This is a genomic window from Paraburkholderia sp. GAS333 (assembly GCF_050435665.1).
GTDB lineage: Bacteria > Pseudomonadota > Gammaproteobacteria > Burkholderiales > Burkholderiaceae > Paraburkholderia > Paraburkholderia fungorum_A.
Genome location: NZ_JBNDKS010000003.1, coordinates 1,311,980 through 1,330,086, shown reverse-complemented (window position 1 = coordinate 1,330,086; position 18,107 = coordinate 1,311,980). Strand labels below are relative to the sequence as shown.

Annotated in this window: 13 protein-coding genes; 5 read left to right on the top strand and 8 right to left on the bottom strand. The window is 63.6% G+C overall.

Annotated features, from left to right (window positions below; translation table 11 throughout):
• Nucleotides 1-98 precede the first annotated feature (98 nt).
• The 3 genes from treZ to treY are packed head-to-tail and all read left to right on the top strand — an operon-like array spanning nucleotide 99 to nucleotide 7,092.
• Nucleotides 99-2,024 carry a malto-oligosyltrehalose trehalohydrolase gene (treZ, locus tag ABH945_RS21710; RefSeq protein ID WP_429251858.1) on the top strand — a complete coding sequence of 642 codons (1,926 nt, stop codon included), beginning with the start codon at nucleotides 99-101 and terminating at the stop codon, nucleotides 2,022-2,024.
• Nucleotides 2,021-4,234, top strand: a complete 2,214-nt coding sequence (malQ, locus tag ABH945_RS21705; RefSeq protein ID WP_429251857.1) for a 4-alpha-glucanotransferase — start codon at nucleotides 2,021-2,023, stop codon at nucleotides 4,232-4,234. Before treZ ends, malQ begins: the two co-directional genes overlap by 4 nt.
• A complete protein-coding gene (gene treY, locus ABH945_RS21700; protein ID WP_429251856.1) occupies nucleotides 4,231-7,092 on the top strand; it encodes a malto-oligosyltrehalose synthase in 2,862 nt (953 codons plus the stop codon). Before malQ ends, treY begins: the two co-directional genes overlap by 4 nt.
• A 103-nt stretch (nucleotides 7,093-7,195) precedes the next feature.
• On the opposite strand, the gene ABH945_RS21695 is transcribed toward treY, so the two are convergent.
• Both ABH945_RS21695 and ABH945_RS21690 read right to left on the bottom strand, forming a co-directional pair.
• Nucleotides 7,196-8,539 carry a hemolysin family protein gene (locus tag ABH945_RS21695; protein WP_074766703.1) on the bottom strand — a complete coding sequence of 448 codons (1,344 nt, stop codon included), beginning with the start codon at nucleotides 8,537-8,539 and terminating at the stop codon, nucleotides 7,196-7,198.
• Between the two features lie 91 nt (nucleotides 8,540-8,630).
• Nucleotides 8,631-9,440, bottom strand: a complete 810-nt coding sequence (locus ABH945_RS21690; RefSeq protein WP_074766701.1) for a sensor histidine kinase — start codon at nucleotides 9,438-9,440, stop codon at nucleotides 8,631-8,633.
• 207 nt (nucleotides 9,441-9,647) lie between these two features.
• Between ABH945_RS21690 and ABH945_RS21685 the strand changes: the two genes are divergently transcribed.
• Entirely contained in the window at nucleotides 9,648-9,989 is a 342-nt protein-coding gene (locus tag ABH945_RS21685; protein WP_074770998.1) for an FKBP-type peptidyl-prolyl cis-trans isomerase, read from the top strand.
• A 62-nt stretch (nucleotides 9,990-10,051) separates the two neighbouring features.
• Nucleotides 10,052-10,831, top strand: coding sequence for a helix-turn-helix domain-containing protein (locus ABH945_RS21680; RefSeq protein ID WP_429251855.1), 780 nt, complete (start codon nucleotides 10,052-10,054; stop codon nucleotides 10,829-10,831).
• 137 nt (nucleotides 10,832-10,968) lie between these two features.
• Here ABH945_RS21680 and ABH945_RS21675 read toward each other — a convergent pair whose 3' ends face one another.
• The 6 genes from ABH945_RS21675 to accD form a co-directional block, all read right to left on the bottom strand.
• A complete protein-coding gene (locus ABH945_RS21675) occupies nucleotides 10,969-12,159 on the bottom strand; it encodes an O-succinylhomoserine sulfhydrylase (RefSeq protein WP_074770997.1) in 1,191 nt (396 codons plus the stop codon).
• A gap of 288 nt (nucleotides 12,160-12,447) precedes the next feature.
• The gene (purF, locus tag ABH945_RS21670; protein WP_074766697.1) at nucleotides 12,448-13,998 is read right to left on the bottom strand and encodes an amidophosphoribosyltransferase; all 1,551 of its coding nucleotides are present in this window, start codon (nucleotides 13,996-13,998) and stop codon (nucleotides 12,448-12,450) included.
• 159 nt (nucleotides 13,999-14,157) lie between these two features.
• Nucleotides 14,158-14,652, bottom strand: coding sequence for a CvpA family protein (locus ABH945_RS21665; protein WP_074766695.1), 495 nt, complete (start codon nucleotides 14,650-14,652; stop codon nucleotides 14,158-14,160).
• A gap of 7 nt (nucleotides 14,653-14,659) precedes the next feature.
• Entirely contained in the window at nucleotides 14,660-15,589 is a 930-nt protein-coding gene (locus ABH945_RS21660) for an SPOR domain-containing protein (RefSeq protein ID WP_429251854.1), read from the bottom strand.
• Between the two features lie 29 nt (nucleotides 15,590-15,618).
• Nucleotides 15,619-16,929, bottom strand: a complete 1,311-nt coding sequence (gene folC / locus ABH945_RS21655) for a bifunctional tetrahydrofolate synthase/dihydrofolate synthase (protein ID WP_429251853.1) — start codon at nucleotides 16,927-16,929, stop codon at nucleotides 15,619-15,621.
• Nucleotides 16,930-17,206: 277 nt separating this feature from the next.
• A complete protein-coding gene (accD, locus tag ABH945_RS21650; RefSeq protein WP_074766688.1) occupies nucleotides 17,207-18,079 on the bottom strand; it encodes an acetyl-CoA carboxylase, carboxyltransferase subunit beta in 873 nt (290 codons plus the stop codon).
• Between the last annotated feature and the right edge of the window lie 28 nt (nucleotides 18,080-18,107).

The window sequence follows — 18,107 nt, the reverse complement described above, 5'->3', positions numbered from 1 at the left end:
GGCGCGGCGCGCAGCGCGCCATGACGGTATGCGCGGAATCGTTGGCATGACCTACGTGTAAAACGCGGCTCGACAGCACATTCGAATGGTGAAGAATCATGTCCGAAAGTCCGATTGATCCTCATGCGCATCATCACGCGCATTGCCTGCCCTTCAGCGCGCAGTTACTCGGCGCGACAGGCACGAAGCCGCGCACGCGGTTCCGTTTCTGGGCTCCCTCGTGCAAGACCGTGCAGATCGCGATAGAGAACGGCGCGGCGCAGGGTACGCACGATATGACGCCCACCGGCAACGGCTGGTTCGAAGCGACCGTCGATTGCGGCGCGGGTACGTTGTATCGCTTCCGTCTCGACGGCGAGCAGACGGTGCCGGACCCGGCATCGCGTTTTCAGCCGCAGGACGTGCACGGGCCGAGCGAAGTGATCGACCCGCGCGCGTATCGATGGGAAAACACCGGATGGCACGGCCGGCCGTGGGAAGAAACGGTGTTGTACGAATTGCACGTCGGCGCGATGGGCGGCTATGCGGGCGTGCAGAAGCGCCTGCCCAAACTCGCCGCGCTCGGCGTGACTGCCATCGAGTTGATGCCGTTGAACGACTTTCCCGGCAAGCACAACTGGGGCTATGACGGCGTGCTGCCGTATGCCCCCGATTCCGCGTATGGCCGCCCGGAAGAACTCAAAGCGCTGATCGACGCCGCGCACGGTCTCGGCCTGATGGTGTTCCTCGATGTGGTCTACAACCACTTCGGTCCCGACGGCAATTATCTGCACGCCTACGCGCGTTCGTTTTTCCGCGAGGGCACGCATACGCCGTGGGGTCCGGCAATCGATTTCAATCGCAGTGAAGTGAGCGATTTTTTCACCGATAACGCGATCTACTGGATCAACGAATACCGGATCGACGGGCTGCGTTTCGACGCCGTGCATGCGATCGACAATCACGAATGGCTGCGCAAATTGTCCGACCATATCCGCGCGGGCGTGCAGCATGGACGGCACGTGCATCTGGTGCTCGAAAACGAGCACAACAGCGCGAGCCTGCTGGACACGCATTTCGACGCGCAATGGAACGACGACGCGCACAACACGCTGCACGTTCTGCTGACCGGTGAAACGGAAGGCTACTACCACGCGTACGAAGATCAGCCGATCCGCCGTCTCGCGCGCGTGTTGTCGGAAGGCTTCGCGTATCAGGGCGACCCCTCGCCGATTCATGACGGTGCGCCGCGTGGCGAATCGAGCGGACATTTGCCGCCTACTTCGTTCGTGATGTTTTTGCAGAACCACGATCAGATCGGCAATCGCGCTTTCGGCGAACGTCTGCGCAAGCTGACTTCGGACGACGCCTTGCGCGCCGCCACCGGTCTGCTGCTGTTGTCGCCGCAAATCCCGTTGCTGTTCATGGACGAGGAATACGGTTCGACCCAGCCCTTCCTCTTCTTCACCGATTACACCGGCGATCTCGCCAACGCCGTGCGCGAAGGAAGGCGCCGCGAATTCGCGCGCTTCTCGTCGTTCAGCGACGAAAAGAAGCGCGCGCAGATTCCCGATCCGAACGACGTGAAGACGTTTAACGCATCGTCGCCGCCCGCGCCTCACAAAGCGCGCGCCGCCGACGACGACGCGCAGGCGAAAGACCGCCTCGACTGGATGCACTTCTACAAATCCGCGCTCGCCGTGCGCGCAAAGCTGATCACGCCGCGCCTGAAGCACGGCAAGGCGCTCGGTGCGAGCGTGCTCGCCGCAGCCAATGGCGGCGACGCGAACGCACTGATTGCGCGCTGGAAAATGGGCGACGGCGAGACGTTGTCGATGGCGCTGAATCTGTCGAAGGACAACGTGGCGTTGGAGCGCGTGCCCGACGGCAAGGTGATTTTCGAAACGCCGCCGCGCGTGCGCGAGCAGGCCGCCGCCGGCACGTTGCCGCCAAACGCGTTCGTCGCGTGGATGACCGGCGACGTCAGCGACTACGCGATCGGCCACGATGCGCGCATCGCAGGAAAACAGGAGCGCAACGCGTGACGACACGAGTAACCAACCGCCGTCCTAACGAAACCATCGTCACCCTCGCCGCCCGCGCGGGTTTCGAGGTGGAGTGGCAGGACGCGCATCACACGACGCAGCAGGTGCCCGAAAGCACGCTCGCGGTGCTGCTCGAACGAATGGGTTTGCCGTGCGGCAACGCCACGCAGATCCGGCAAAGCGCTGCGGCTCTCGAAGCCGAATTGTCGGGCAAGAAAATGCCGCCGCTGATGACGGCCGAAGTCGGGCGCGGCATTGCGTTGCCGATGGCCGCCGTGAAGTCGGGCAGCCATTACCGGATCGAACTGGAGAGCGGCTCGATCATCGACGGACGCTTTACCTCGCCGAAAGGCGAAGAAGCGCTGCTCGCGCCGATCGACGAACCCGGCTATCACACGCTCGTGATCAACGAGCAACGCGTGACGCTGGCCGTCGCACCGCATCGCTGCTACACCGTCGACGACGCGTGGCGCACGCTGCATCCCGAAGGCGCGAAGAAAACGCCGCCGCTGTGGGGCGTCGCCGCGCAACTGTACGGCCTGCGCCGGTCCGGCGACGGCGGCATCGGCGATTACTCGGCGCTCGCGCAAGTCGCCGTCGAGAGCGGGAAACGCGGTGCGCACGCGCTCGCCGTCAGCCCGACTCACGCGATGTTCAGCGCGGAGCCGAATCGCTTCAGCCCGTATTCGCCGTCGTCGCGTTTGTGGCTGAACGTCACGCATATCGATCCCGCTGCGGTGTTCGGCGCCGACGCCGCGCGCGATGCGCTTAATGCCGCGCAAGCCGCGGACGCCTGGTCGCGACTCGAAGACCTGCAGCTGATCGACTGGCCGAACGCGGTCGTCTTGAAGCTGAAGGTGCTGCGCACGCTGTACGAGCATTTCAGCGAACACGAACGCCCGCAGCACACGCCGCGCGCGCTGGAATTTCACGGCTTCTGCGAACGCGCCGGCCGTGCTCTCGAAGACCACGCGCGATTCGAAGCGCTGCAGGCGGCGCAACTGTCGCAGGAAGGCGGCCACGGACATTGGCGCGACTGGCCCGAGGCATTGCGCGATCCGCGCAGCCCGGAGGTCGACGCGTTCGCCGACGCGAATCGTCACGAAGTCGACTTCCACCTGTTTCTGCAATGGCTTGCCGCGAAAGGTTTGTCGCACGCGCAGCAAGCCGCGCACGACGCGGGCATGGCGGTCGGCCTGATCGCCGATCTCGCAGTGGGTTGCGACAGCGCGGGCAGTCACGCGTGGTCGTATCGCGACGACATGCTGCAAGGCGTGTCGGTTGGCGCGCCGCCCGACCTGTTCAATCAGGCCGGTCAGGCGTGGGGGCTCACCACCTTCTCGCCGCGCGCGATGCGCACGCAAGGCTTCTCCGCGTTCATCGACATGCTGCGCGCCGCGTTCGCGCATGCGGGCGGCATCCGCATCGATCACATTCTCGGCTTGCGGCGGCTATGGCTCGTGCCCGAAGGCGAGAGCGCGCGCAACGGCGCGTATCTGCGCTATCCGCTCGAAGACCTGCTGCGGCTGATTGCGCTGGAATCGTGGCGACATCGCTCGATTGTGATCGGTGAAGACCTTGGCACCGTGCCGCCCGGTTTTCGCGAACGGCTCGACGAACACGGCATCGCCGGTATTCGCGTGTTGTGGTTCGAGGGCGCGCACGACGGCCCCGGTTTCAAGCCGCCGCGCGAGTGGGATCGCAATGCCGTCGGCACCACGACCACGCACGATCTGCCGACCGTGACCGGCTGGTGGCGCGGCAGCGACATCACATGGCGCAACAAAATCGGACAGACGATGGCGCGCGCCGACGGCCGTGATCCCGAAGAAGCCGCGCAGGAGGAACGCGCGAAGGAACGCGTCGAGTTGTGGCGCGCGTTCCAGCAGGCGGGCGAGGCTGCACCGGGTGTGAGCGCGCCGCCCGCCGACAGCGCGCCCGTGGACGAGGCGCTGGCCTTTGTCGCCGCAACCCCGGGCCCGCTCGTCACGTTTCCGCTCGAAGATCTGCTTGCGCTGGTCGATCAGCCGAATCTGCCCGGCTCGATCGACGAGCACCCGAACTGGCGGCGTCGTCTGAGCCTGCCGGTCGACGAACTGTTCAACGACGAGGCCTTCTGCGATCGCCTGCTCGCCGTCGATCGCGCGCGCCGCGCCGCCCAGGTTGCCACTCCCTCTTCCAACGCTTCTTCGGAGCCTGATACGCCATGACCGTCCCGCGCTCCACGCTTCGCCTCCAGTTCCACCGTGGCTTCACTTTCGACGACGCCGCGAAGCACGTCGACTACTTCGCCGCGCTCGGCATCAGCCATCTGTACGCATCGCCTATCACGACCGCCGAGCCCGGCTCGATGCACGGCTACGACACCGTCGACTACACCCAGGTCAGCGCCGAATGCGGCGGCGAGGCGGCCCTCAAGCGCCTCGTCGACAAACTGCGCGCGCACAACATGGGGCTGATCGTCGACATGGTGCCGAACCACATGGGCGTCGGCGGATCGAGCAACGCGTGGTGGCTCGATATCCTCGAATGGGGACGCCATAGCGCGTATGCCCGCCATTTCGACGTGGACTGGCATTCACCCGATCCGGCCTTGCGCGGCAAGGTGCTGCAGCCCACGCTCGGCGCGCCCTACGGTGAGGAACTCGCGGCGGGCCGCATCGCGCTGCATTTCGCCGCCGACACCGGCCGCTTTTACATCGGCTATGGCCCGCATGTGTTCCCCATCTGCCCGATCGATTACGCGTCAATCCTGCAAAGCGCGGACCGCGCCGATCTCAGCGCGCTCGCCGAGCGTTTCCAGGGACTGACGACGCAACCGACCGACCAGCCGCGCGCCGCCGAAGCGCGTAATGCTTTGCGCGAGTTCGTCGCGCAACACGGCGGCTCGGCGATCGAGCTCGTGCTGCAAGCGTACGCGCCCGACGATCCGGTGACGCGCGACCGCTTGCATCGGCTGATCGAGCGGCAGCACTTCCGCCTCGCGTGGTGGCGCACCGCATCCGATGAAGTGAACTGGCGGCGCTTCTTCGATATCTCGACGCTGGCCGGCGTGCGCGTCGAGCGGCCCGAAGTATTCGACGCCGTGCATGCGCTGGTTTTCCGGCTGTATCAGGAAGGCGTGGTGGACGGCCTGCGGATCGATCACGTCGATGGACTCGCGGAACCGCGCGAATACTGTCAGCGCTTGCGGCAGCGGCTCACGGAATTGCGCGACACGGCGCCGTATGTCGTGGTTGAAAAGATTCTCGGTCGGGGCGAGCCGTTGCGCGACGACTGGCCCGTGGACGGCACCACGGGCTACGACTTCATGAGCGACGTCGGCGCGCTGCTGCACGACCCGGCCGGCGCGGAACCGCTCGCGCGCACGTGGACCGAACTGACCGGCCGCAGTCCGCGTTTCGAAGACGAAGCACTGGCCGCGCGTCGCAAGATTCTCGCGGAAAACCTGTCGGCGGAACTGGATCGCGCGGCGCGCGCATTGCATCGCATCGCACGCGATTCGCTGACGACGCGTGACTTCACGTTCACCACGCTGCGCCGCGTGCTGACCGAACTGGTCGTGCATTTTCCGGTGTACCGGATTTATCCGCAGAACGGCTTGCGCAGCGCGACCGACAACCTTTATTTCGATCAGGCTCTGGCGGGCGCGAAGGCAACATTGTCGCGCGCGGATCACGTCGTGCTGGAGCGCGTAAATGCGTGGCTCGGCGGCAGCGCGGAAGAAATGCCGAACCCACGACCCGGCGCGCAACCGCAGCAGCCGGGTCAGAGTGGCGGACCGCCGCCGCATGCAGGCTCGTCACGCCGCACCGCGCAGACGCTATTTTCGCAACTGACCGCGCCGGTCGCTGCGAAGGCGGTTGAAGATACAGCGTGTTATCGCTATGGACGGTTGTTGTCGCGTAACGAGGTCGGCTCCGATCCGGGCGAATTCGCTTTGTCGGTCGAGCAATTTCACGCGGCCAATCTGGAACGTTCGCAGCGGTTTCCGCACGCGTTGCTGGCTACTGCCACACACGATCACAAGCGCGGCGAGGACGTGCGTGCGCGGCTCGCGGTGCTGAGCGAAATCGCGGACGACTGGAGCGCGACGTTGCGCGCGTGGTCGACGCTGAATGCGCCGCATCGTCGTGCGCTCGATGGCGAGCCGATTAGCAGCGTGAGTCAGGACCGCAGCGACGACTGGGCGCCCGGCGCGGCGGCCGAAGCGATGCTGTATCAGACGCTGGTGGGGTGCTGGCCACCCGATCTGCAGCCGGACGACGAAGCGGGCGTCAAGGAACTGGCCGAGCGCGTCGCGCAATGGCAGCTGAAGGCGCTGCGGGAAGCGAAGCTGCAAACCAACTGGCTCGCGCCCGACGAAGCCTACGAGGCGGGCTGCCGCGATTTCCTGTTCGACATACTCGCGCCGCAGCGGCGCGATGGCTTCCTGAAGGAACTGGCGGCGTTTGTCGCGCGAATCGGCCGGGCGGGCGCGCTGAACAGCTTGCAGCAGACGGTGTTGCGGCTCGCATCGCCTGGGATTCCCGACCTTTACCAAGGCACCGAACTGTGGGACTTCAGCCTCGTCGATCCCGACAATCGGCGTCCCGTAGATTTCGCGAAGCGCGAGGCGTTACTGGTTCAGACGCCGCCGTCGGAATTTCTATCCACCTGGCACGACGGACGTGTGAAGCTGGCGGTCGTCCAACGTGTGCTTGCGTTGCGCGAGCATCTGCCGGAGTTGCTGAGTCAAAGCACCTATTTGCCGCTGACGGTGCGCGGCACGCATGCGTCGAGCGTGATTGCGTTTGCGCGGCGTCACGGCAACGCGTGGGCAGTGGTGGTGGCGAGCCGGCTGGCCGCGGGGCTACTCGGCGACAACGGCGAACTGCCGCTGGTGGACGCCGCGAAGTGGGGGGACACGGCCGTGGAAGTGCCGTCGGATCTATCGTCGCGGGCGCTGTTCGACTGGCTGAGCCCTGCCGCGCCGAAGGTCGACGAAAACGGCCTGCTGTATTTGCGCGATGCGCTGGCGGCGATGCCGATTGCCGTGCTGGTCGAGGACGGTGTGCCGCGCAGTTGAGGACTCGCCCGCGCTGGCTCCGGGCGACCCTTGAAATAAAAAGAGCACGCGTGGTTTGCGTGCTCTTTTCTTACTGGACTGTGCGTTGCGCGTTGCGGTTCGATCAACCGCCTTCGTCGTCGAAGGTTCGCGGATACACGCGCACGAGCACGATACGCGGCCCCTTCATTTTCTTGACCACCACGTCGAAGCGATCGAACTCCACCCGCTGTCCTTCCGACGGCAGATCGTTGAGCGCCTGAATCACCAGCCCGCCAACCGATTCGGCTTTCCCCTCGTCGATATCGATCCCCAACGCGCGTTCCAGCGACACCACCGGCAAACTGCCTTTGCCCATCAACGTGCCGTCGTCCATGCGAGTCCAGTCGGCGTCGCCCTGACGGAACTCGTCGTGAATCTGGCCGACCAGCGCGCCGAGCAGGTTGTCGAGCGTCAGGAAACCGATTGGCTTCGCGTTCTTATGCCCCACCAGCGCGAGGTGCGGCGCGCCTTTACGGAAGCGCCGGAACAGTTCGAGCGCCGGCATTTCAGGCTTCACGTATTGAACCGGCCGCGCATATTTCGACAGGTCGTCAAGCGTGCTGCCCGCGTGACGCGCGAGCAGCAGATCCTTCAAATGGATCATGCCGGTCACCCGTTCACCGGACGCATCGTCGAACAGCGGATAACGGCTGAAACGATGCTGCGCGACGATCTGCATGTTCTCGCGCAACGGCAGGTCGCGCCGCAAGCCGACCATCTCGAACGCGGGGCGCATCAGGTCCGACACGGTCATACGCGAGAAATCTAGCGAGTGCGCAATCGTGTTCCACTCGTCCTGGCTATACGCGTCTGCGGGCGAACCGAGTTCAGTCGCCACGTTCGCGCGACGTCCGCGCAGAATCAGCTTCAGTTCTTCGGTCGAATAATGCGAATCGTGGCCGTGATCGGCGTCCAGACCCGCCATTCTCAGCACAGCATTGGCGCTCGAATTGAGCACCCAGATGAACGGATACATCGCCCAGTAGAAACCGTAGAGCGGCATGGCCGCCCACAGCGACACCTTCTCCGCCTCGCGAATGGCCAGCGACTTCGGCGCGAGTTCACCCACCACGATATGCAGGAACGAAATGCACGAGAACGCGAAGAACAGCGAGATACCGTGAATCAGCCGTTCCGACTCGACGCCGACCAGTTTGAAAAGCGGCGTGATCAACTCGGCAAATGCCGGTTCGCCGATCCAGCCCAACCCGAGCGATGCAAGCGTGATACCCAGCTGGCACGCGGACAGATAAGCGTCGAGACGCCCATGGACCTTCGCGAGCAAACGTCCGCGCAAACCGTGCCGCGTGGCGAGGCTTTGCACGCGCGTTTGCCGGAGTTTGACCAGGCCGAATTCAGCGGCGACAAAAAAACCGTTGAGGGCAACGAGAAGCAACGCACCAATGAGAGCGACAACCTGGATCAAAGCAAAGGGCTCCGGCAACAAAAGTTGTCAGTATAGAGGGTGAAAGCTCGATGAAAAGTTACGCGCGCACGAGATGCCGCAATGGCGCGCGTCACTTCGGTCCGACCGCGCTCAGCGGAACACGTAACGAAAGCGTGACCGGCTCGCCGCCGCTCGAATCGCTTTGCTCGAAATTGCCGCCATGCGCTTCCGCGACCCGTTTACACAGCGCAAAGACCCACGCGATCCGCTTCGCTTCGCGCGGCTCGCCGGCCTGCTTGCGCGCGAATGCTTCGAGCAGATGAGGCAGCGCCGGATCGTTCAGCGCGGTTTCGTTCGAAACGTAGGTGACGGTGGCGTGCCACGCGCCGCTGTCCGCGCGCGCAGACAGCGTGACGGCCGCGCCTTCGGCGCTCGCTTCGACCGCGAACGCGAGCATGACCCACAGCGCGGCAGCGAGGCGTTCGCGGTCGCCATTGAGTTGTTCGGTGGCGAGTTGCGAGTCGACCGCGACTTCGACGCCGCGCGAACGGGCGAGGCCGGAGCGGACCTCCTCCGCAGTTTCGTCGAGCAGCGGATGCAGCGGGAACGGCGCGTATGCGAGCGCCAGCGATTTGGTCTCGGCGCGCGTCGCGTCGACGATGGTTTCCAGCAGTTTCACCTGCTGGTCAACGCCATTGCGAATACCGGTTACCGCGCGTTGCGCGTTGGGATCGTTCGCGTCGAGTTTGCGCTCGAGCACATACGCCCAGCTATGGATGGCATTCAACGGGCCGCGCAGGTCGTGCGACACCAGTGACAGCACATGATCGCGCATGAACAGTGCGGTTTCTGCCCGAAGATGGGCCGTGCGTTCGGATACGGCGAAGCCGGAAGAAGACACCGGCGATGCGCCAGCAGCGCCGGTTGAAGACGTTGTCACAATCGAGCCCTCTCAGGCAGTGCATGATGATTGAAATAAGCCCCATTATAGGCACGGCGTCCGGCACGACCAGCCTGGCCGGATGGCTAATTGCCATGCTGGCGTCACGCAATCCGCGTGCCACGCGGCATTCGTCGGCAATCGTGGCCGGCAAGCCGTCAACACGCCTACAATGTCGGTTTTTACGAATTGATCAAGGAGCGACACATGTCGACTGTGACTACCGAATCCGGCCTGAAGTACGAAGACATCGTTGAAGGCAGCGGCGCTGAAGCCGTCGCGGGCAAGACTGTCAGCGTGCACTACACCGGCTGGCTGACCGACGGCCAGAAGTTCGACTCGAGCAAGGACCGCAACGACCCATTCGCGTTCGTGCTGGGCGGCGGCATGGTCATCAAGGGCTGGGACGAAGGCGTGCAAGGCATGAAGGTCGGCGGCACCCGCAAGCTGACCATTCCGCCGCAACTCGGCTACGGTGTGCGCGGCGCGGGCGGCGTGATTCCGCCGAATGCGACGCTCGTGTTCGAAGTCGAATTGCTCGACGTTTAAGTTTTTCGCTGTTTTCGGTTTTGCGCATTGCGCTGAACTGAAGCCGAAGCTGAAGCACGCGAATGAGCCACGCTGCCGTCACTGCCCCTAGCGTTTCGTTGCGCCGTTACGGCGCGATCGAAGCGTCGGACGTGCACGACTTTCACCAGGTCGTGCTCGGGCTGGACGGCGCGATGGTGATGGCGGTAGACGGCGTCGCGCAGCAAATCGACGCCGGCTCGGCGTGGCTGATTCCGGCCGGCGCGCGGCACGACTATGCGGGTGTCGGCGAAAACCGGCAGTTGGTGCTGGATTTACCGGCGACTTCGCTGGCCGTGCCGGAACGTTTATTCGACCGCGCACGCGCCGTGACGGTCGATACATCGCTTGCGCAACTCGTGCATCGGATCGCGGCGCACGCCACCGGCGGCGCACAGGGCGACGACCTCGACAGCCGGCGTTTTCATTGGGATGCAGCGGCCCGCCTGGGCGCTGCGTTGATCGCCGATGCGGGCACGACGGCCGGCATGCAGGCAACCGGCGCGGGGCTCGACTTCGCGCGCATCGACCGCTGGCTGCGCGCACATCTGTCGGAGCCATTACGTATCGCCGATCTCGCCGCGCATTGCGGCTTCGGCATGCGGCGCTTTCATCAGCTTTTTATCGACGCTTTCGGCGAAACACCGCATCGCTATTTGCAGCGGCTGCGCCTGGACACGTCGATCACGCTACTCGCAGACCCGCGTCTTTCGTTGACCGATATCGCGCTAGACATCGGTTTCGGCGATCAGAGCGCGTACACGCACGCATTCACGCGGCGTTTCGGGCTCGCGCCCGGGCAGTGGCGCGCGTTGCGTCATTGAGTCTGACGAGAGTTGGATGGCGCGAGCCGCCCGGAACAGAACGGCCCGCTTTTGTAGCTTCGATTCCTGCTTCAATGAGTGCCGGGGCCCGCTGAACCATCGGGCGCAGAAACCCGCGCCCGCCCCTACTCCGCAGATCAACCCGCCAGACCGCGCTCCAGATCGCCGCGAATATCGCCGGGATGTTCCAGACCCACGGCCAGCCGGATCAAACCTTCGCTGATACCCGCCGCTGCACGCGCTTCCGGCGTCACACGGCCGTGCGTGGTCGTGGCCGGATGCGTGATGGTCGTGCGCGTATCGCCGAGATTGCCGGTAATCGAGCAGATCTTCGTGCTGTCGATCACGCGCCATGCATTCGCGCGCATTTGCTCCGGCGTGTCGCCCTTCAATTCGAACGACAGAATCGCGCCGCCCGACTTCTGCTGACGCATCGCCAACTCATGCTGCGGATGCGATTCCAGTCCCGGATAAAACACACGATTCACGGCCGGATGCGTCTCTAACCAGCGCGCGATTTCGAGCGCATTCGCCGACTGTTTATCGACGCGCAACGACAGCGTTTCCATGCCCTTGAGCAGTACCCACGCGTTGAACGCGGACAGCGTCGGCCCGGCGCTGCGCACGAACGGAAACACCTTTTCCATGATGAATTTCTTCGAGCCGACCAGCGCGCCGCCCAACACGCGGCCCTGACCGTCGAGGAACTTGGTGGCCGAATGCATCACGACGTCCGCGCCGAGCTTCAGCGGCTGTTGCAGCGCTGGGCTGCAAAAGCAGTTGTCGACTACGAACACCGCGTTCGCCGCTTTCGCGATCTTGCTGATTGCGGCGATGTCGGACACTTCGGTCAGCGGATTCGACGGCGTTTCGAGGAAGAACATCTTCGTCTCGGGACGCACTGCGTTTTGCCACGCGTCCAGATCGGTGGGATCGACGAAGGTGGTCGTAATGCCGAACTTGCTGAAGATCTGCGAGAACATGCCGAGCGTCGAGCCGAACAGCGCCTGCGAGCTGACCAGATGGTCGCCGGCCTGCAACGTGGACATCACCACCGACATGATCGCGGCCATGCCCGACGCCGTCGCCATACACGCCTCGCCGCCTTCGAGCGCGGCCAGCCGGTCCTGGAACATCGACACAGTCGGGTTCGTGAAACGCGAGTAGGTGAAGTTGTCTTCGGAGTTCTTGAAGCGTTCGGCTGCGTCCGCGGCGCTCTCGAACACGAAGCTCGAGGTCAGGAAAATCGCTTCCGAGTGCTCGTTGAAGTCGCTGCGCGCTGTACCCGAGCGGATTGCCAGCGTATCGAAATTCAGGGAGTCGTCCATGTTGGTTCTGGTTTCCAATGTTCGATGGCTGCGTCCGGTGCGCCTCGGCAAACCAGGCGCGACCACGAACGGCAGCAACAAAAAAGCCCGCTTTTGCGTCGGCATAAGCGGGCTTCATGTGCGGGAAAGCTGGAGCGGAGGCGGATGATTGCGGCTGTTCCACCTTTCGCTTTAGCTGTTTCGGGTTGCCCCGCGTCCGCAAGCTGAGATCAAATCGACGCAAGCCGTCATGCTAACACGCTCGCGATGTGGCGTGCAGCGGGCCACGTCGCGAGCGGTGACGGGCGTTTAGCCCACCGACAATTGCAGATGCAGTTGCGAACGCGCCGGGGCGCCACCGTCGATCGCTTCGCTCGCCGCGTCGCGATCCGATTGCGACGAAGGTGCAAGACGCGCGGTTTCGATCCGGTCGAGGTACTCGGTCGTAATATCGCCGGTCACGTAGTTGCCGTCGAAACACGACGCTTCGAATTCCTTCAGCGCCGGGTTCGTGTCGCGCACAGCCTGCTTCAGCGCTTCGACGTCCTGGTACACGAGGTGATCCGCGCCGATCATGCGCGCAACTTCTTCGTCCGTGCGGCCGTGGGCGACGAGTTCGCCGCGCGTCGGCATGTCGATACCGTAGACGTTCGGGAATTTCACCGGCGGCGCCGCCGACGCAAAAATCACCTTGTTCGCGCCTGCATCGCGCGCCATCTGCACGATTTCATGCGAGGTCGTGCCGCGCACGATCGAGTCGTCGACGATCAGCACGTTCTTGCCCTTGAACTCGATGCCCATTGCGTTCAGCTTCTGACGCACCGACTTCTTCCGCACTGCCTGTCCCGGCATGATGAAGGTACGGCCGACGTAACGGTTCTTGAAGAAACCCTCGCGATACTCGACGCCCAGCTTCTTCGCGACCTGCATCGCGGCCGGACGGGACGAATCGGGAATCGGCATCACAACGTCGATTGTGACATCGGGCAGCTCGCGCTTGATCTTCTCGGCGAGGTAGTCGCCCATGCGCAGACGCACGTTGTAGACCGGCACGCCGTCGAGCACCGAGTCCGGACGCGCGAGATACACGAGTTCGAAAATGCACGGGTTCAGGCTCGGGTTCGTCGCGCATTGCTGCGAGTGCAGATTGCCTTCGATGTCGATGAAAATCGCTTCGCCCGGCTCGATATCGCGCACGAATTCGAAGCCGATACCTTCGATCGCGACCGATTCCGACGCCAGAATCCATTCGACGCCCTCAGCCGTTTCCTGCTTGCCGAGGCACAGCGGACGGATACCAAACGGGTCGCGGAAGCCGAGCAGTCCGTAACCGGCGATCAGCGAAACAATCGCGTACGAGCCCCGCACCCGGCGATGCACGCCCGACACCGCCTTGAACAGCGCGGCCGGATCGAGTTGCAGACCCGAACTGGACAGCTGCAATTCGTGCGCGAGCACGTTGAGCATGACTTCGGTGTCGGAATTCGTGTTGATGTGGCGGCGATCGATGCGGAACATCTCATCTTTCAGCTGCTGCCAGTTGGTCAGATTGCCGTTGTGCGCGAGGATGATGCCGAACGGCGCGTTCACGTAGAACGGCTGGGCCTCTTCTTCGCTCGATGCAGAACCGGCAGTCGGGTAACGGACCTGGCCGATACCGGTCGTGCCAGGCAAACTGCGCATGTTGCGCGTGCGGAACACGTCGCGCACCATGCCGTTCGCCTTATGCATGTGGAAATTGCTGCCGTCCGCTGTCGCGATACCGGCGGCATCCTGACCGCGATGCTGCAGGAGCAGCAGGCTGTCATAGATCAGCTGATTGACCGGGGAGTGGGAAACTACGCCTACGATGCCGCACATGGCATGTCCTTCAAAGGTACGAAATTCGTCATGGCGTCCGGTGCCTGCGATGAGGGTCGCGAAGTCATGTGACGAAGCGCGGTGTTACGCGCGTTGTCGCATCAAGGCAGCCGGCTGCGCCGGAGTCCTGCTATGTTCCTCCGACCGCTCACCTGATCGTCACACTCGGACGTAGGCAGCAAGCGTCTCGGGAAGCAGCGGTTTCATTACGTGCACGCCCTCGACCGCATAGGGCCGAAGCAGGGCGTTGCGCCAGAAATCCTGTTCCGGGAGTTCGGTCAAGCCAGCAAGGGCGACCAGAATCAGCACCAGAATCACCCCGCGTACGAGGCCGAACATCAAACCGAGCGAGCGGTCCACGCCGCTCAAGCCGGTTGCCTGCACGATGCGGCTCAGCAGCGCATTCAGCACGCCCACTACCAGCACCACACCGATCACCACCAGCGCGAAAGCGACCAGCCACTGGGTCAACGCGCCGCCGGGCCACGTGGACGGGATATGCGGCACCACGTAACCGACAAAGCGGCAGGCAATGAAAAACGCCGCTATCCAGCCGATCAGCCCAAATATCTCAGACAAAAACCCGCGCCACGTGCCGCGCAACGCCGACAAACCGATCACCGCCATTACAGCGTAGTCGAAGGCAGTGAACATCGCTGGCTTACTGTGCCGTGCCGCTGTTCGAGCCCGACGTCAAGCCGGCCGCACGAACCTTCTGAATCGCGGCGGTGGCCGCTGCACGGTCGGCAAACGGGCCGGCGCGCAACAACGTGAGCGTTGTGCCGTCAGCCTGCTTTCGATGTTCGGTATATGCGGGCACGCCCGCCGCTTTCAACCTGCTTGCCCAGTTACGCGCATTGGATTCGTCGGCAAAAGCACCCAGTTGAACCGCGAAACGGCTGCCAGGAGGCGATGCCGGCGTGCCGGAGTTCGCAATTGCGCTAGCGGCGGCTGTGTTGGTGTCCTCGTCGCCGGCGGTGGCTGCGCTTTCGGTATTACGCGCTGACGATTGCGTGGACGGCGTTCTGGCCGCCGGCTTGACTGCCGCGACAGGCGCAGCCGGTGCGGCATTGACTGCGGTTGCCGGTGCCTGCGGTTTCGCCGCCGCTGGCTTCGTTGCTGGCGTCGAGGCCGCTGCCGTGGTGTCCGTGCCCTGCTTTGTCGAGCTCTTGCCCGAGTTCGCCGCCGTTGCCGGCGCCAGCGCGGACGCGGCGAGGCCTGCGTCAGGCGTTGGGTTGTCGGGCGCTACGCCAGCCTGCGTGTCTTCGACCGCGCGTGAGACTTTTGGCGCAGGGCGGCTGGGGATGTCGATGGAGATGTCGTCTGTGACGGGCTTCGGATGCGAGTCCAACACCATCGGCAGAATGATGACGGCCGCCACGACCAGCGCGATCGCGCCAACGAGCCGGCGCCGCGCACGCTGCTTTTCCGGCAACGTGGGGTCGAGCAGCATCGCGTCTGCGTCGACGGGGCGCTCGGTGCGGCGGGTTCGCCGCTCCACGCGCTCACCACGGGCAGCCCGATTGGAACTGGTGTTTGCGCCGCGCCGGGTAGGTGCGTCGTCTTTCTTGCCGAACGAGAAAATTCCCATGAATCGCTTGGTTCGAGCCTGGCGCCCGTTCAGTGTTGCTGCGATTTACGGTAGGCCATCACGCCTGCTACCGTGTAGAAGCTGCCGAAAACCACGATTCTATCATTCTCTGACGCTCGTTTTAGCGCGTCTTGGAAAGCCTCTGCAGGTGTTGCGTAGCGCGTGACGCTGCTGTCGGCGCCGTCTTCGATACCCTGCTCGCGCAACGCCGCAGCAAGTTCTTCTGCCGATGCCGCTCGCGGAGTAGGCAGGTCGGCCACGCACCAATGGTCGATTTCGCCCTTCAGATGCGTCAGCACGCCGGCGATGTCCTTATCGCGCATCGCGCCGAATACTGCGTAGGTGTACGGGAAAAAACCCATGTTGCCGAGGTTTTGCGACAACACCGCGGCGGCGTGCGGGTTGTGGCCGACGTCCAGCACGATCGCCGGTTTGCCGGGCAGCACCTGGAAACGTCCGGGCAATTCCACGTTGGCGAGACCGAGGCGGATATCCTGCGCCGACACGGGCAAACGGTCGCGCAATGCCTCGAGCCCCGCCAATGCCGCCGACGTATTGATCAACTGATTCGCGCCGCGCAATGCCGGGTAGGCGAGTGCCGAGCGACGCATGGTCGGGCCGACGTAACTCCATTGCTGGCGCTCGCTGCCCGCCTGGCCTTCGTAGCGGAAATCGCGGCCAAATAACCACAATTCGGCGCCAATTTTCTCCGCATGGTCGATCAACGATTGCGGTGGTACCGGATCGGCGCAGATCGCCGGCTTGCCCGGACGGAAAATGCCTGCTTTTTCGAACGCGATTTTCTCGCGCGTATCACCGAGATATTCCGTGTGATCGATATCGATGCTCGTGATGATCGCGCAATCCGTATCGAGGATATTCACCGCGTCGAGCCGGCCGCCTAGGCCCACCTCGAAAATCACTGCGTCCAGTCCGCGCGATGCGAACAGGCTCATGATCGCCAAGGTTGTGAATTCGAAATAAGTCAGCGAAACCGGCTCGGCGACGCTGAGGCGCGCAGTTTCGACCGCTTCGAAGTGCAGCAGCAGTTCGGCGTCGGTCGCCATGGTGCCGTTCACCCTCGCCCGCTCGTTAAACGTCAGCAGATGCGGCGACGTGTGGCAACCTACCGTGAAACCGGCGCGCAGCAGAATGGATTCGAGGATCGCGCACGTCGAGCCCTTGCCGTTCGTCCCGCCGACCGTGATGACCGGGCACGCGAACGACAGTTGCATCGCGTCGCGTACCTGGCTAATGCGTCCCAAACCCATGTCGATGCCGACAGGATGCGCGGATTCAAGGTGCGTGAGCCACGCGTCGAGGGAGGGGAATGTGGTCATCGAGTGAATCGCGAGTAAATCGGTTAGGCGTTGGTACGGATGCGCGCGGGGCGGTCCGGCTTTGACCCTGGAGCGACGCCTGACGCAGACTTTATGCGCACAAAGCCACGCTCAAGCTACTGGGACAACTCCGCCGCGTTGCGAGACCGTGATTATCCCGGAAATGACAGCGCGCCGCTTGATCACTCACGCGGCGCGCTATTTTTAACTACTTTTCCTGCCTGAGAGGGCCGCGCTTCAGCAGCGGACCACTGTCAATTTCCGTGCGATCGAATGTTTAAGCGACCGCGTCGGCCGGTTGATGGCTCAACAACGCCATCAATTGGGCAATCTCTTCCCGCAGCTTGCGACGGTCGACGATCATATCGACCGCACCCTTCGTCAGCAGGAACTCGGCGCGCTGGAAGCCTTCCGGCAGCTTTTCGCGCACAGTCTGCTCGATCACGCGCGGGCCGGCGAAACCGATCAGCGCCTTCGGCTCGGCAATCACCACGTCGCCGAGGAACGCGAAACTCGCGGACACACCGCCCATCGTCGGATCGGTCAACACGGAGATGAACGGCAGCTTGGCTTCGGCGAGCTTCGTCAGCATGGCCGTGGTCTTCGCCATCTGCATCAGCGAGAGCAGGCTTTCCTGCATCCGCGCGCCGCCCGAAGCGGTGAAGCAGATAAACGGCACTTTCTGTTCGAGCGCGTTCTGTGCGCCGCGCGCAAAGCGCTCGCCGACTACCGAGCCCATCGAGCCGCCCATGAACGAGAACTCGAAGCACGCCACCACCACTGGAATCGTGTGGATCGCACCGCCCATCACGACCATCGCGTCGGTTTCGTCGGTGTCGTCCATTGCTTCTTTCAGACGATCCGGGTACTTACGGCTGTCCTTGAACTTCAGCGCATCGACCGGAACGATTTCCTGGCCGATTTCGTAGCGCCCTTCCGGATCGAGCAGGCCGTCGAGCCGCTCGCGCGCACCAATCCGCATGTGATGGTCGCACTTCGGGCAAACATGCAAGTTCGCCTCGACGTCGTTGCGATACAGCACGGCTTCGCATGACGGACACTTGATCCACAAGCCTTCCGGAATCCCCTTGCGGTTCTTCGGGTCGGTTTGTTTGATTTTTGGCGGCAGCAGCTTATCGAGCCAGCTCATATTGAATCCTTCTGGGGTCAACAGTCGT